The sequence below is a fragment of the Nitrobacter hamburgensis X14 genome (assembly GCF_000013885.1).
Lineage (GTDB): Bacteria > Pseudomonadota > Alphaproteobacteria > Rhizobiales > Xanthobacteraceae > Nitrobacter > Nitrobacter hamburgensis.
On the sequence record NC_007964.1, the window covers coordinates 1,279,183 to 1,295,027 of the forward strand.

The window sequence follows — 15,845 nt, forward strand, 5'->3', positions numbered from 1 at the left end:
GCCAGACTCTCATTGCGATCGCGCACATGCCCGGACCGAAATCGCTGCTTCGCCGACTGACCGAACGTGGGTTATTGATCGTGCTGGCCGTCGTCGTTGCGACGCTGGTCGCCGCGCCCGCGTCGGCGCAGTTCTTCGATTTCGGATTCCAGCAGCAGCGTCCGGCGCATCGCGGCGGAGGCGGCGGCTGGTTCGGCTCCGACAATCCGTTCTTCGCACCCTTTCAACAACCGCCGCCGAGGCAGCAGCAGCACCAGCAACAACAGCAGCGGCCGGCCGAGAATTATTCGCACGCACCGCCGCCTGAAAAACGCGACACCGTGCCCGAGCGCAATGTGCTGGTGCTCGGCGACGCCATGGCCGACTGGCTCGCTTACGGCCTTGAGGATGCCCTCAATGAGACGCCCGACATGGGCGTGATCCGCAAGCACAAGACCGTCTCCGGCCTCATTCGCTATCAGCCCAAGGGTGAACCTGCCGATTGGGAGGCCGCGGCAAAAGCCATTCTCGCGACCGAAAAACCGGATGCCATCGTGATCATGCTCGGCCTGCACGACCGCATGTCGATTCGCGAAGCGCCGGAGAAGGACAAGAGCGGCAAGGCGGAGGACAAGAAGAAGGCCGGCGCGGACAAGAACGACAAAACGGATGCCGCCGCCGCCGCCAAGCTCGACGACAAGCCGGCGGATTCCGAACTGCCGCCCGACGAGGCCGACGGCGATCAACTCACGACCGCCAAGGAGAAAAGCGCGCGCTCGCCCAGCGGAGTCGCCGAATTTCGCAGCGATCGCTGGACCGAACTCTACAGCAGGAAGATCGACGAGATGATCGCGGTCCTCAAGTCGAAGGGCGTACCGGTGTTCTGGGTCGGCCTGCCTGCCGTGCGCGGTACGAAATCGACATCCGACATGCTGTACCTCGACTCGCTCTATCGCGACGCCGCGGATAAAGCGGGCATCACTTATGTCGATATCTGGGACGGATTCGTCGATGAGGCCGGCCGCTACATCCAGCAGGGACCGGACTTCGAAGGCCAGACCCGCCGGCTGCGGTCCTACGATGGCGTGTACTTCACCAAGGCCGGCGCGCACAAGCTCGCGCATTATGTCGAGCGCGAGATCACGCGCGTGCTGGCGGCACGGTCCGGCCCGATCGCACTCCCCACCGAGCCCGGCACGCCCGATACCGATGTCAAACCGGGACAACCGGCGCCGCGCCCGCTCGCGGGACCGATCCTACCCTTGGTGGCGTCCTCGGTCGGAACCGACCAGTTGCTCGGTGGCCCCGGCAGCCGTCCGGCAGCCGTCGATGCGCTGGCCGCGCGAACGCTGGTGAAGGGCGAACCCCTGGCCGCGCCGGCCGGGCGTGCCGACGATTTCGTCTGGCCGCGCCGTGAGGTTGGCCTCGAACCGGCCAAGGCCGACGCACCGGTGGCGACGACTGCGCCGAACGACGCCACTCCGGCTGCGGCGCCCCCGCCGAAGAAGCCGCACCCGGCTCATTCCGCCGAGCAGGCCCGGTCGGAAGGATCATCGGGATTCCGCACTCCGCCGCCTCCCCAGCAGGCGCCGAAGCCGCGCGCCGTATCGCGCCCGCCCGCCAATTCCGGACCGGCCGGATTTTTCTCGGACCTGTTCTCGCGATAGTTTGCCGGGCCCGACCCCGGCATGACGCCACGGGCGCGGGGTCGTTGCGGTCTTACTCCCCGAGCTGCGCCCTGTAGTCGTCGAGCACGCCCTGCACGCGGTAGCAGCTCGTGGCATCGGCCGTGAAGCTCACCCACTTTTTCTCGGCCGCGACGAACACCTGCAAGTCCTTCGCGCCGCGCGCATGGCCGGCCGCCATGTTGGCCTTGTCGGATTTCGAAAGATAGGGGTCCAGCGCCCTCAGGAGGTCTTCGACCTGACCGGACGTGATCAGGTGTTGCTCCTCGCAGCGCACGGCGGCGGCGAAGAAGGAACCGGCGCTGATGGCGACGTGACGCGACATTGCCTGCGCCGGGAGCGTCGTGATGACGGCGATCAAGAAGACTATCCAACGCGATGCCGTCACTTCCCCGCCCCCCACTTTGTCGCGAGAGTAACGTGAGGAGGACGACGATCAATTCACAGATTGTCTCTGTGCACGGTTACGTTTGGGCGTGTGGATGACTGCCGGTGTGACCGGAAAAATTCCTCAATTCCCGCACCAGATCGCTTGTCGGAATGGGTCTCGATGACCGATCCGAGTCGGCGTCTTGCGCTATAGCGTTTTCGAGCGAAGTAGGTGCCGTTTGCATGAAGAACACGCATCAAAACAAAAGGTGGAGCCCGCTTCTGATTCCATCAGAAGCGGAAAGGCTCTAGCAGGCTGTTGAAGAAGTTTCCCACGGAGACGGATATGGAATGGAGTCAGCGTGATCTGCGGGCGGCGCCACCATCAGGGTCCTGATCGAGCATCTTGACGGTGCACGACTTGTGTTTCACGCGGCGGCTGCCAGGAGTTTGGGCAAGCGGATCAGGTTGTAGGCCGCCAGCGCCAGGGTGAAGGTGGCGTTGACGCGGTCGCGGCCTCGCAGCTTGATCTTGGCAAGTCCGGCGGAGGCCTTGATCCAGCCGAACACCTCCTCGATGCGCTTGCGACAGCGTTGGCTGACGGCATATCCGGCATGACGGAGAGTCCTCTGGTCGATCGCGGTCTTGCGCGGCTTTCCGGTCTTGCTCAAATGCCCGTCGATGGCGATGTGCGGCGTGACCGAACGCCGTCTTAAGTCCTCGACGAATGCGGTGACGTCATAGGCCTTGTCGGCGCCCAGCGTGATCCGCCGCTCGCTTTGGCCGCGGTGGCAGTCGATCAGCGCCAACGCCTGATCCCGCTCCGCCGTTCCGGTCGCCCGGCTCACGCCACCCAGCACCGCCAGTCCGTTGCGGTTCTCCATCAGGGCATGGCCGATGTAGCAAAGCTTCGCCGGCTGGCCGCCGCCCTTCTTATAGAGCCGTGCCTCGGGATCGGTCGTGCTCTGATGCGTCTCGTTGCAGCGCTTCTCGTTGTGGAAACTGCGCTCGGCGTTGCGTCCCGGTCCATCACTGTCCTGGTCACCGCCGTCCTTGCGCCGGAAGCTCTTGATCGATGCCCACGCCTCGATCAGCGTGCCGTCGACCGAAAAATGCTCGCTTGATAACAGCCGCTTGACCTGGTGCTGCCCCATCAGCGCGTTCAAGAACTTCGCGGCGATCTCACCTTCAAGCAATCGGTCGCGGTTCTTCGAGAAGGTCGAGTGGTCCCACACCGGGTCGTCCACGCCCAAGCCCACGAACCAGCGCAACAGCAGGTCGAACTCCAGCCGCTCCATCAACTGCCGTTCCGAGCGGATCCCGTAGAATGCCTGCAGCAGCATTGCCCGAAGCAGCTTCTCCGGTGCGATCGAGGGACGGCCGAACGCCGTGTAGAGCTTGTCAAAGTCCCTCGACAGATCATTCAACGCCGCGTTCGCGATCTGTCGGATCGTTCGCAGCGGATGGTCGGAGCGAATCCGAGCCTCCAAGTCCACATAGCTGAACAGCGAGCCTGACCGTTCGTCGCTTCCCCGCATCGCTCCCCCCTCGACGCATCCGCATCAAGAGAATCATGCCCAGAACCGCTGCGCCAGAGACTTCTTCAACAGCCTGCTAGAGCCTCGGGTAGTCAATTGAATCCGTATCCTGCGGCTTTGAAGTAGTTTGAGCACTCTTGCGGAGAGAAGAGCGCGCAGATGTTGCCGATGGCTTTCCAGAGAGCGTCGATGGTTCTGGCTGCGGCGGCTCGCAGATGAGCTTTCAGTTTTGCGAAGGCCATTTCGATGGGATTGAGATCCGGGCTGTAGGGCGGCAGGAACAGGAGCCACGCGCCCCGTGCGCGGATGGCTTTTTCCCTTGGCCTTGGCGAGTTTTTCCGCCAGTTCAGGCATGGTGATGTCGCTCTCGGCCGCGACTGTCGCAAGAATGAAGTCGCGGTGCTGACCGAGTTTGCCATGCCGGAACCCGCCACGCGGACGCGGATCGACCCGACCCGTCTCCCGCCAGCGCCGCATCAGCTTCACCGCAAAAGATACCGAAGTCCCAAAACGGGCAGCAGCCCCATGGCACGAGTTCCCCGCCTCGACATAGGCAACAACACGCTCACGCAGATCGTTCGACAAAGGATGCGGCATGGCAAATCACCCCCGCAGACTTTGAATCACCTTGAGCCTCGTTTGTGAATCCGCCGCGATTCCAAATGATCGCCCGACGCTCTAGCAGTTCGAAGAAGGCGCTGTTTCTGCTCTGCCTATGACGCGTATTTTTCTTTCGGAGATGATGGATCGCCGGGCGAGCCAGACGACGGCGGCGGAGCAACAGCGCCGCGCGGCTCACCGCGGCAGCGTGGTGGCTCCCATCAGCGTCTGATCGATGGCGCGGGCGCACAGGCGCCCCTCCCGGATTGCCCACACGACCAGCGACTGGCCGCGGCGCATGTCGCCGGCCGAGAAAACCTTGGGCAGCGAGGTCCGGTAGTCCTGCGTATTGGCGCGGACATTGCCGCGCTGGTCGAGGTCGAGGCCGAGCGTCTTGAGCAGGCCCTCGTGCACCGGATGCACGAATCCCATCGCCAAAAGCACAAGATCGGCGTCGAGCTCGAATTCGCTGCCGGCGACCGACTGAAACTTATCGTCGACGCGCACGCAGTGCAGCTTGGCCACCTTGCCGTCGGCGCCGGAAAACTTTTGCGTCAGCACCGCGTAGTCGCGCCTGGCGCCCTCGGCCTGGCTCGATGATGTGCGCATTTTCAAGGGCCAGTTCGGCCAGGTCAGGGCCTTGTTCTCATGCTCCGGTGGCGGCGGCATGATCTCGAGTTGCGTCACCGACCTGGCGCCTTGCCGCAACGAGGTGCCGATGCAGTCGGAGCCGGTGTCGCCGCCGCCGATGACCACCACATGCTTGCCTGTAGCGAGAATATCCGGCGCGCCGACCTTTTCGTTGCCGACGCGGCGGTTCTGCTGCGGTAAAAAATCCATCGCGAAGTGAATGCCGCCGAGATCGCGGCCGGGGATCGGCAGATCGCGCGAGGCCTCCGCGCCGCCGGTCAAAGCCACGGCGTCATAATCCCTGACGAGCTGCGCCGGGTCGATCGCATCGGCTGCGCTGCCGCCGATCATCTTGCCGTAATGGAAGGTGACGCCTTCGGCCTGCATCTGCGCCAGGCGGCGATCGATGATGTGCTTTTCCATCTTGAAGTCGGGGATGCCGTAGCGCAGCAGGCCGCCGGCCTTGGCGTTCTTCTCGTAGACGTGCACCTCGTGGCCGGCGCGCGCGAGTTGCTGCGCGCAGGCAAGCCCGGCGGGTCCGGATCCGACCACGGCGACCTTCTTGCCGGTCTTTTGCGGCGCGATCTCAGGCTTCAGCCAGCCGTTGTCCCAGGCGCGATCGACGATCGCGCATTCGATGGTCTTGATGGTGACGGGGTTGTCGTCGATGTTCAGCGTGCAGGACGCTTCGCACGGGGCAGGGCAGATGCGGCCGGTGAATTCCGGGAAATTGTTGGTGGAGTGCAGCGTGCGCGAGGCCTCTTCCCAATTGCCCTGATAGACGAGGTCGTTGAAGTCCGGGATCTGGTTGTTGACCGGGCAGCCGGGCGCGCCGGGCGCGACCGAGCCGGTGCCGTGGCAATAGGGGATGCCGCAGTTCATGCAGCGCGCGGCCTGGTCGCGCGTCTCCTTTTCGGTAAGCGGAATCACGAACTCCTTGAAGTTCGTCACACGCTCCGCAACCGGCTCGTACTTGCGGTCGTGCCGCTCGATTTCCAGAAAACCCGTGATCTTGCCCATCGAACCTGATGCCTCTGCAAACTCTCTGTCATCATTCCGGGATGCGCGCTGCGCTCACTCCAGAATGACGCCGGTGAATGTTACGCCCCGATCGCGATCTTCGGTTCGGCGTCCGCGTTGGCCTTCAATTCCTTCAGCGCGCGGCGGTATTCAACCGGTATCACCTTGCGGAACTTCGGCAGATAGGCCTTCCAGTTCTCGAGGATGGCGGCGGCGCGTTTCGATCCGGTCAGCTTGGCGTGGCGCGTGACCAGCACGTGGAGCCGCTCGACATCGGATTCCAGCAGGTTCTGGAACACATCGACGCGCCCGTGCGCCTCGAGGTCGCCGCTGTGATGATAGGTGCCGGCATTGATCATCTCTTCCGACAGCACCGGTTCGAGATCGACCATCGCGAGGTTGCACAGCTTCGGAAAATTGCCGCTCTCGTCGAGGACGTAGGCGACGCCGCCGGACATGCCGGCCGCGAAGTTGCGCCCGGTCTTGCCCAGCACGACGACGATGCCGCCGGTCATGTATTCGCAGCAGTGGTCGCCCGCGCCCTCGACGACGGCGATCGCGCCGGAGTTGCGCACGGCGAAGCGCTCGCCGGCGACGCCGCGGAAGTAGCACTCGCCCTCGATCGCGCCGTACATCACGGTGTTGCCGACGATGATCGACTCTTCCGGCACGATGCCGGAGTTCGCCGGCGGCCGCACGATGATGCGCCCGCCGGAAAGGCCCTTGCCGACATAATCGTTGCCTTCGCCCTCGAGGTCGAAGGTGACGCCGCGTCCGAGCCAGGCTCCGAACGCCTGTCCTGCCGTGCCCTTGAGGTGGACCTGGATGGTGTCGAGCGGCAGGCCCGTGTGGCCGTAGATCCTGGCGACAGCGCCCGACAGCATCGCGCCGGCTGAACGGTCGGTGTTGTTGATCCCGGTCTCGATCGTCACCGGCGCGCCGCGGTCGAGCGCCGGCTTTGCCTGCGCGATCAGCTTGCGGTCCAGCACCTTGTCGAGGCGATGGTTCTGCCCCTCCGTGTGATAGATCTTCTGGCCCGGCGCTTCCTTCTGCCGGTAGAACAGCTTCGAAAAGTCGAGCCCCTTGGCTTTCCAGTGCGTCACCAGCGCGCTCTGGTCGAGCATCTGCACCTGGCCGATCATTTCGTTGAAGGTGCGATAGCCAAGCTGCGCCATGATCTCGCGTACTTCCTCGGCGACGAAGAAGAAGTAGTTGATGACGTGCTCGGGTTGGCCGGTGAAGCGCTTGCGCAGCACCGGGTCCTGGGTCGCGACGCCGACCGGGCAGGTGTTGAGATGGCACTTGCGCATCATGATGCAGCCGGCGGCGATCAGGGGTGCGGTGGCGAAGCCGAATTCGTCGGCCCCGAGCAGTGCGCCGATCACGACGTCGCGTCCGGTGCGGAATCCGCCGTCGACCTGTACGATGATGCGCGAGCGCAGCCTTTCCCGCACCAGCGTCTGGTGGGTTTCGGCAAGCCCGATCTCCCACGGCGAACCTGCGTGCTTGATCGAGGTCAGCGGCGAGGCCCCGGTGCCGCCCTCGAAGCCGGCGATGGTGACGTGATCGGCGCGGGCCTTGGCGACGCCCGCCGCGACCGTGCCGACGCCGATCTCGGAGACGAGCTTGACCGAGACCAGACTTTCCGGATTGACGTTCTTCAGGTCGTAGATGAGCTGCGCGAGATCCTCGATCGAATAGATGTCGTGATGCGGCGGCGGCGAGATCAGGCCGACGCCGGGGGTTGAATGGCGCACGCGCGCGATGGTGGCGTCGACCTTGTGGCCGGGCAACTGTCCGCCTTCGCCAGGCTTGGCGCCCTGCGCCATCTTGATCTGCATCATGTCGGAGTTGACGAGATACTCCGTGGTGACGCCGAAGCGGCCGGAGGCGACCTGCTTGATCGCGGAGCGCATGGAATCGCCGTTCGGCATCGGCTTGAAGCGGTCCGCTTCCTCGCCGCCTTCGCCGGTATTGGATTTGCCGCCGATCCGGTTCATCGCGATCGCGAGCGTGGTATGGGCCTCGCGCGAGATCGAGCCGAAGCTCATCGCGCCGGTGGCGAAGCGCTTGACGATCTCCTTCGCCGGCTCGACCTCGTCGAGCGCGACAGGCTTGCGCTTCTCGTCCTCGGCGGTCTTGAGCCTGAACAGGCCGCGCAGCGTCAACAGGCGCTCGGACTGTTCGTTGAGCGTCTTTGCGAACGCGCGATAGCGCTCCTGCGAATTGCCGCGCACGGCGTGCTGCAGGTTGGATACCGACTCCGCAGTCCAGGCGTGATCCTCGCCCCGGGTGCGGTAGGCGTATTCGCCGCCGACATCGAGCGCGGTTTTGTAGATCTGCATGTCGCCGAACGCATCCGCATGACGGCGCACGGTCTCTTCCGCGATTTCGGCGAGGCCGACGCCCTCGATGCGGGTGTGCGTGCCGGCGAAATACTTCGCGACAAATTCCGCCTTCAGCCCGACGGCGTCGAAGATCTGCGCGCCGCAATACGACTGATAGGTCGAGATGCCCATCTTCGACATGACCTTGAGCAGACCCTTGCCGATCGACTTGATGTAGCGCTTGACGATTTCCTTGTCGTCGAGGCTGCCGGGCAGGCGATCCTTCATCGCGATGATGGTCTCGAACGCGAGATACGGATTGATCGCCTCGGCGCCGTAGCCGGCGAGGCAGGCGAAGTGATGCACTTCCCGCGACTCGCCGGATTCGACGACGAGGCCGACCGAGGTGCGTAAGCCCACGCGGATCAGGTGATGATGCACGGCGGCGCAGGCCAGCAGCGAGGGGATCGGAATCCGGTCGATGCCCACCATGCGGTCGGACAGGATGATGATGTTGACACCCTCGCGCACCGCGGCTTCCGCGCGCGCGCAGAGTTCGTCGAGCACCTGCTCCATGCCGGCCGCGCCGAGGCCGGCGTGGAAGGTGATGTCCAGGGTGCGCGAGACGAACTGCGATTCCGCGACATCGGAGATCGAGCGGATCTTCTCGAGGTCGGCGTCGGTCAGGATCGGCTGCCGCACCTCGAGCCGCTTGGTAGAGGCGAGACCCTCGAGGTCGAACAGGTTCGGCCGCGGTCCGATGATCGAGACCAGGCTCATCACCAGCTCTTCACGAATGGGATCGATCGGCGGGTTGGTGACCTGCGCAAAATTCTGTTTGAAGTAGGTGAAGAGCTGCTTCGGACGGTTCGACAGCGCCGAGATCGGCGTATCGTTGCCCATCGAGCCCGAGGCTTCCTCGCCGGTGGACGCCATCGGCCTCATCAGGATGTTGATGTCTTCCTGCGAATAGCCGAATGCCTGCTGACGATCCAGCAACGGCAGGTTCGAGCGTGTGGCCCTGGCGGCCGCATCCGGCAGGTTCTCGACCTGGATCTGGGTGCGGCCGAGCCATTCGCGATAGGGATTGCTGTTCGCCAGCGTGGCCTTGATCTCGTCGTCGGGAATGAGGCGCCCCTCATCGAGATCGACCAGCAGCATCTTGCCGGGCTGCAATCGCCACTTGGTGATGATCTGGTCTTCCGGAATCTTGAGCACGCCCATCTCGGACGCCATCACGATGCGATCGTCGCTGGTGACGAGATAGCGCGCCGGCCGCAGCCCGTTGCGGTCGAGCGTGGCGCCGATCTGGCGGCCGTCGGTGAACGCGATCGACGCCGGACCGTCCCACGGCTCCATCAGCGCCGCGTGATACTCGTAGAAGGCGCGGCGCGGTTCGTCCATCAAGGGATTGCCCGCCCATGCTTCGGGGATCATCATCATGACCGCGTGCGCGAGCGAATAACCGCCCTGCACCAGGAATTCGAGACTGTTGTCGAAGCAGGCAGTGTCGGACTGGCCTTCATAGGAGATCGGCCACAGCCGGCTGATGTCCTTGCCGTACAGCTCCGAATGCACCGACGCTTGCCGTGCCGCCATCCAGTTGACGTTGCCGCGCAGCGTGTTGATCTCGCCGTTGTGCGCGATCATGCGATAGGGGTGGGCCAGCGACCAGGTCGGGAAGGTGTTGGTGGAGAAGCGCTGATGCACCAGCGCCAGCGCCGACTCGAAATCCGGTTCGTGCAGGTCGGGATAGTAGCTGCCGAGTTGGTCGGCGAGAAACATACCCTTGTAGATCACGGTGCGGCACGACATCGACACCGGATAATAGCCGGATAGGCCGCGCTCGCGGCGCTGGAAGATCGCATGCGAGATCGACTTGCGCAGCATATAGAGTTGCCGCTCGAACTCGTCGTCGGTCCTGGCCGTGCCGTTGCGGCCGATGAACACCTGCATGTTGGCGGGTTCGGTCGGCTTGACGGTTTCGCCGAGCGAGGAGTTATCCGTCGGCACCTCGCGCCAGCCGAGCAGGGTCAGGCCGTCGGCCTTGATCTGGTCGGCGATGATGCTCCGGATGACTTCGCGCCAGGCGGTCTCGCGCGGCATGAACAGCGCGCCGACGGCGTATTCGCCGGGCCTTGGCAGCGTGAAGCCAAGCTCCTTCGCCTTGCGCGCAAAAAAAACGTGCGGAATCTGCACCAGAATGCCCGCGCCGTCGCCGGCGCGCGGATCGGCGCCGACCGCACCACGATGTTCGAGGTTGCAGAGAATGCTGATCGCGTCGGAGACGATCTGATGGGACTTTTTGCCCTTGATGTTGGCGATGAAACCGACGCCGCAGGAATCCTTTTCCTGGCTGAGGTCGTAGAGGCCTTCCGCCGGCGGACGCCAAGTATGTTCGTGAAGCGCATGTTCGTGACCTGTATGCTCATGCGCGTGTTCAAGCGGTTTCGTGACCGAAGCCGCTGTCAGTGATTCCAGCCCTATGTTCTCCCGCTCGAACGATGGCCCGCTCATCTTGGTCCAGTACCCTTTCCCGGCCGGGATCTGGCGTCCCGAAACGTAATCCGCATCTTTGGCACCTCGGACGTTCGCAGCGCCCCTATGCAACCCTGGAGCCACCACTCGTACGTCGCGAGCCGAAGTTTTGAGGATTCAAACCAGGCGCCCAACGTCCCCGACGGACAACCGGCTTGCCGGGTCCATATCCGGGCGTCGGACGTCCGCATTTCGTGACAAGATCTCATGCCAAGCTGACTGTCGAAATTAAGACAGCCTTGCTGTCCTAACCGTGACACTGCCAAATTTTTCTCTATCACACAAGCGTCTGGGAGTCCCTGATTGCTTGGAAGTGACGCCCCAAGGCGCGGTAGGGGCAGCGCCCCGGATTTGGAGCAAATACCCCCGATTACCCACCTCGGTGCAGGAGAAGCCGGCCGGTACGGAGTCGGCGCCTGTCGCGCTTGTTCCGGGAATAGCTGACCGTTTGGCGGTTGCCATAGGTGCAATCCTTGTTGTCGTCCCCGCGCGCGGGGACGACTCGGGACTCGCCCGGTTGGACGCCATTCAAAACAAAAGCGCCCCGGCAAAACCGGGGCGCTTCCGCATCCGACAACCGTAATTGTCGAAATCTGGATCAGGCGGCTGCCCTCTCGACCACCGGCGCGGAGGGCGCGCTAGCCGCGATTGGAATGCTGCGGGGCTTCTTGGCTTCCGGAATCTCGCGGACGAGATCGACGTGGAGCAGGCCGTTTTCGAGCGAGGCGCTCTTCACCTGCACGAAGTCGGCGAGCTGGAAGGCGCGTTCGAAGGCGCGGGCCGCAATGCCGCGATACAGCACCTCGGGCTTGTCCTTGCCATTCTCGTTGGCGACCTTTTCGCCCTTGATCGTCAGCGTGTTTTCTTTCGCGACAATGGAGAGCTCGTCCTGGGCGAAGCCGGAAACGGCGACGCTGATACGATACGCGTTCTCGCCGGTGCGTTCGATGTTGTAGGGCGGATAGCCCGGCGCATCGCCGTTGGCCTGGTCAAGCAGGTTGAAGAGGCGATCGAAGCCGACGGTGGAACGATAAAACGGGGTGAGGTCGAAAGTACGCATAGGTCAGTCCTCCATTGAGCGACATTGAGTGGACCCGCCCGCCAATCGGGCCGGGCTTTCGTCTGTGTGCATCCTGATGTTCCGGTTCCGGAAACACTGGTAGCGGCCTGCACTGAGATGATATGGGAAGAACTCCAGACGCCTTCAAGAGGCGGGACGCGCTTGCTTTTTTGACGTTCCCGCCCTCTTGTTTTTCAGGGCTTTTCCTCCAGCCGGTCCGGTCATGAGGCTTGTTTCGATCCCCGCAAATCCGGTTCCGGACGATTACGTCAGCGGCACCGTCAGGACCTCCGACGGGGTCGATCTGCGCTTTGCGCGCTGGGCGCCGCCGCCGGGGCGAAAGGGGACGGTCTGCGTGTTTACCGGGCGCGGCGAGCAGATCGAAAAATACTTCGAGACCGTGTGCGACCTGCGAGACCGCGGTTTTGCAGTGGCGATGATCGACTGGCGGGGGCAGGGGCACTCGGCGCGGCAGTCGTACGATCCGCGCAAGGGTTACGTGCGCCGTTTCTCCGATTACGAGATCGACGTCCGGTCCTTTGTGGAGCAGGTGGTGCTGCCGGATTGTCCGCCGCCGTACTTCGCGCTGGCGCATTCGATGGGAGGCGCGGTGCTTCTGCGGGTGGCGCACGCCGGCCAGCGCTGGTTTGATCGTATCGTGCTGTCGGCGCCGATGATCGATCTGCCGGGACATACCACCTCGTTTCCGGCGCGCGCGCTGTTGCGCGCGATGCGGCTGTTCGGACAGGGCGGTCGCTACGTTCCCGGCGGCGGCGACCAACTCACCGGCGTCGCCGATTTCATCGACAATCCCCTCACCAGCGACCCCGTCCGGTTCGCCCGCAACGTCGCGATCCTCGAGGAAGATCCGACGCTCGGAATCGCCTCACCGACGGTGGCGTGGGCCGATACCGCTTTCCGGGCGATGCATGAATTTCGCGCCGTGAATTATCCGTCGAAGATTCGCCAGCCGCTGCTGCTGATCGCGGCCGGCGACGATACCATCGTCTCCACCCCGGCGGTCGAGGAGTTCGCCTATCATCTGCGCTGCGGCGCGCACCTCGTCATCGCCGGATCGAAGCACGAGATCCTGCAGGAACAGGATCGATACCGCGGCCAGTTCTGGGCAGCGTTCGACGCCTTCGTGCCGGGGACGCCGCTGTTCTAGGGCCGGGCTTGCGCGGGCCTGGAGCGTTTTCGAGCGAAGCGGATACCGGTTCGCGTGAAGAAAACGCGTCAGATCAAAATCATAGAGCCCGCTTCTGATTTCATCAGAAGCGAAAAGGCTCTAACGATTCAGCAGCTTGAGCGCGGCCTCGTGCACGCGCGGGTCGCCGGCGGCGACGATGCGGCCACCGCCCTGCGCGGGCTCGCCCTCCCATGTTGTGATCACGCCACCCGCTCCGCTGACGATCGGAATCAATGCGGCAATGTCATAGGGTTTCAGTTCCGTCTCGATGACGAGATCGAGATGGCCCGCGGCCAGCATGCAGTAGGAATAGCAGTCGCCGCCATAGCGCGTCAGCCGTACCTCGGCCTCGACCTGGCCGAAGGCTGCGCGGTCGTCGGAATTCATCAATAGCGGGCTGGTCGTGAACGATGTCGCCTCGTTCAGCGACGCGCACCGGCGCACCGCGAGCTTGCGCACACTCGACGGGCCACGATAGCTCGCGGAGCCGTTGTCGCCGCTGAACCGCTCGCCGATGTAGGGCTGGTGCATCATGCCGTACACCGGCATGCCGCGATGAAGTAACGCGATCAGCGTGCCCCAGATCGGAAAGCCGGCGATGAAGGATTTTGTGCCGTCGATCGGATCCAGCATCCAGACATATTCGGCGTCTTCGTTCTGGTTGCCGAATTCCTCGCCGACGATGCCGTGTTGCGGAAAACTCGCCTTGATCATCCGGCGCATCACCGCCTCGGCTGCCCGGTCCGCCTCCGTGACCGGATCGAAACCGCTGACGCACTTGTTTTCGACGCCGAGAAGAGACGTTCTGAAGAACGGCAGGATGGTTTCGCCCGAGGCCGTCGCGAGACGATCTATGAAGGCGGTAAAATCGATCACCGTCACGGCTTCTACCTCTCCGGGCGGCGGTTGCACTGCGCGCGCGCCCAAGCTGAACGCCTCCTATACATGCCCAGATCGGAGGCCGCACCGTCTGCAATTCCATTGCGGAGCAGTTATCCCGCGTTCGAATCGTTCGTCCGTGGGTGCGGGATGTGATTACAAATGCAATCACCAGACCGGAAATCGCGGCCTCAAGCATTGCGGCCGGATCGTGACGATCATGCCGGAATCTGCTTAAATAACTGTTATCATTGAATAATCAAGTTTTTCGCGCTCACGCTCAGAGAAATGAAATTATACATAATTCTGAAAGAGATCGTCCGAAACCCCTTGCATTTTGTGCAGCGCGGTCTCATATTGCTGCAGTGCGGTAGCTATTGCGCTATCGCTGCCCTCCTTGGGCGTTTCCTCCCTAGACTTGGGCCGCTTGTTTTGACGAGCGGCCCTTTTTCTTTTCCGTCCCGTTTCAGATTCGGAGGTTCGTTTGTCGATCCGCCGGGCGGCGAACGTCTGAACCGCTGCATGAGCGGCCGACGATTTTACTCTGCGGCGGACCGGAACGTCCCGAGATCGCCGAGCGGGATGGCGGCAAGTGCGTCGGCGAGCGTCGTGAAATCCGTTGCAACCTGCCGGAAGCGCGGGCCGCGCTCGCGCCGCCGTTCGTTCATGTAGACCGCGCGGTTGAGTTCGAGCTGAACCGCGTGCAGTCCGCTGGCCGGATTGCCGTAATGTTCGGTGATGAACCCGCCGGCATAGGGTTTGTTGCGTGCGACCGAATAGCCGAGGCCGCTCATCACGTCCTCGATGATGTTCGGAAGCAATGGCGCGCAACTGGTGTCATAGCGATCGCCGATCACGATATCCGGCCGCCTCGGTTCGTCGTGCGAGATGCCGGCCGACGGCATCGAGTGGCAATCCATAATGATAGCCGTCCCGAACGTCTGATGCGCCTTGTGAATCAGCCGGCGCAGCGCGCGGTGATAGGGTTTGTAGAGCAACTCGATCCTGCCGAGCGCGTCGTCCACGCTGAGGCGCTCGCGATAGATCTCCTGGCCGTCGCCGACCACGCGCGGAATGGTGCCGAGGCCGCCCGCGACCCGCATCGATCGCGTATTGGCGAAGCTCGGCAACCGTCCGGTGAACATCCGGGGATCGAGCTCGTAAGGTTCGCGGTTTACATCGACGTAGCAGCGGGGAAAGTTGACCCGCACCACCGGAAAGCCGGCGTCGGCCAAGCCGCCGATCAGTTCGTCCATGAACGAATCTTCGGACCGGCGCAGGCTGGCCAGATCGATTCGCGACGCGGCCAGGAATTGCTCCGGATAGACCGAGCCGGAATGCGGGGAATTAAAGATGATGGGAGACCGCCATATCGCCGGCTCCGCGATCTCGAAAGGGGGCGGCTGGTCGCCGTCAAACTGGGTCATCGCCGGGCGTCGTCCCTGAAATTGCGCCGCCGCCTGCCGAACGTCGTCTGGACAGACGTTTGAGCTTGCATTGTCGATAATCGCAGCCATTCTGCCAAGCCAAAGTTCGCCTTCACCCCAAATTTACCACCATCAGGCTTAGTGGGGCGACTGCTCCTCCAAGCCGGGCCCCGACACCATCACCATGCACAAAATCCTCCTCGCCGAAGACGACAACGACATGCGCCGATTTCTGGTCAAGGCGCTGGAAAACGCCGGTTTCAAGGTCTCATCCTATGATAACGGCCTGTCAGCCTATCAGAGACTGCGCGAGGAGCCATTTGAAATGCTTCTCACGGATATCGTGATGCCGGAAATGGACGGGATCGAGCTGGCGCGTCGCGCTTCGGAGCTCGACCCCGACATCAAGATCATGTTTATCACCGGCTTTGCGGCCGTGGCGCTGAATTCCGATTCGGAGGCGCCCAAGAATGCCAAGGTGCTCTCCAAACCCGTTCACTTGCGGGAATTGGTCAGCGAAGTGAACAAGATGCTGGCGGCCTGATCCGGGTTACACTCGTCCTTGCCTGTCCGTACCGGAGCCGATATAGGACGCGGCGACCCC

General features: G+C 63.2%; 10 protein-coding genes and 2 pseudogenes. 3 read left to right on the top strand and 9 right to left on the bottom strand.

Annotated features, from left to right (window positions below):
* The first annotated feature begins 26 nt into the window (after nucleotides 1-26).
* Nucleotides 27-1,646, top strand: coding sequence for an SGNH/GDSL hydrolase family protein (locus NHAM_RS05780; RefSeq protein WP_011509675.1), 1,620 nt, complete (start codon nucleotides 27-29; stop codon nucleotides 1,644-1,646).
* Nucleotides 1,647-1,698: 52 nt separating this feature from the next.
* Here the strand turns inward: NHAM_RS05780 and NHAM_RS05785 are convergent, their stop codons facing one another.
* The 7 genes and pseudogenes from NHAM_RS05785 to NHAM_RS05815 form a co-directional block, all read right to left on the bottom strand.
* Entirely contained in the window at nucleotides 1,699-2,025 is a 327-nt protein-coding gene (locus NHAM_RS05785; RefSeq protein ID WP_245270017.1) for a hypothetical protein, read from the bottom strand.
* 436 nt (nucleotides 2,026-2,461) lie between these two features.
* Nucleotides 2,462-3,571, bottom strand: a complete 1,110-nt coding sequence (locus NHAM_RS05790) for an IS5-like element ISNha7 family transposase (protein WP_011509106.1) — start codon at nucleotides 3,569-3,571, stop codon at nucleotides 2,462-2,464.
* A gap of 92 nt (nucleotides 3,572-3,663) precedes the next feature.
* Nucleotides 3,664-3,882: pseudogene (locus tag NHAM_RS29225) on the bottom strand (transposase); the annotation flags it as partial.
* A gap of 109 nt (nucleotides 3,883-3,991) precedes the next feature.
* A pseudogene (locus NHAM_RS29230) lies at nucleotides 3,992-4,168 on the bottom strand (IS630 family transposase); the annotation flags it as partial.
* 198 nt (nucleotides 4,169-4,366) lie between these two features.
* Nucleotides 4,367-5,821, bottom strand: a complete 1,455-nt coding sequence (locus NHAM_RS05800; RefSeq protein ID WP_011509677.1) for a glutamate synthase subunit beta — start codon at nucleotides 5,819-5,821, stop codon at nucleotides 4,367-4,369.
* A gap of 80 nt (nucleotides 5,822-5,901) precedes the next feature.
* A complete protein-coding gene (gltB, locus tag NHAM_RS05805) occupies nucleotides 5,902-10,665 on the bottom strand; it encodes a glutamate synthase large subunit (RefSeq protein ID WP_011509678.1) in 4,764 nt (1,587 codons plus the stop codon).
* 619 nt (nucleotides 10,666-11,284) lie between these two features.
* Nucleotides 11,285-11,746, bottom strand: a complete 462-nt coding sequence (locus NHAM_RS05815) for an Hsp20 family protein (RefSeq protein ID WP_011509679.1) — start codon at nucleotides 11,744-11,746, stop codon at nucleotides 11,285-11,287.
* A gap of 223 nt (nucleotides 11,747-11,969) precedes the next feature.
* Between NHAM_RS05815 and NHAM_RS05820 the strand changes: the two genes are divergently transcribed.
* On the top strand, nucleotides 11,970-12,914 hold the full coding sequence (locus NHAM_RS05820; RefSeq protein ID WP_011509680.1) for an alpha/beta fold hydrolase: 945 nt from the start codon (nucleotides 11,970-11,972) through the stop codon (nucleotides 12,912-12,914).
* Nucleotides 12,915-13,034: 120 nt separating this feature from the next.
* Here NHAM_RS05820 and hisN read toward each other — a convergent pair whose 3' ends face one another.
* Both hisN and NHAM_RS05830 read right to left on the bottom strand, forming a co-directional pair.
* On the bottom strand, nucleotides 13,035-13,817 hold the full coding sequence (gene hisN, locus NHAM_RS05825) for a histidinol-phosphatase (RefSeq protein WP_041358814.1): 783 nt from the start codon (nucleotides 13,815-13,817) through the stop codon (nucleotides 13,035-13,037).
* Between the two features lie 536 nt (nucleotides 13,818-14,353).
* Complete coding sequence (locus NHAM_RS05830; protein WP_011509682.1) at nucleotides 14,354-15,241, bottom strand: N-formylglutamate amidohydrolase; 888 nt, start codon at nucleotides 15,239-15,241, stop codon at nucleotides 14,354-14,356.
* Nucleotides 15,242-15,425: 184 nt separating this feature from the next.
* On the opposite strand from NHAM_RS05830, the gene cpdR reads away from it, so the two are divergent.
* The gene (cpdR, locus tag NHAM_RS05835; RefSeq protein ID WP_009797255.1) at nucleotides 15,426-15,785 is read left to right on the top strand and encodes a cell cycle two-component system response regulator CpdR; all 360 of its coding nucleotides are present in this window, start codon (nucleotides 15,426-15,428) and stop codon (nucleotides 15,783-15,785) included.
* Nucleotides 15,786-15,845: the final 60 nt, after the last annotated feature.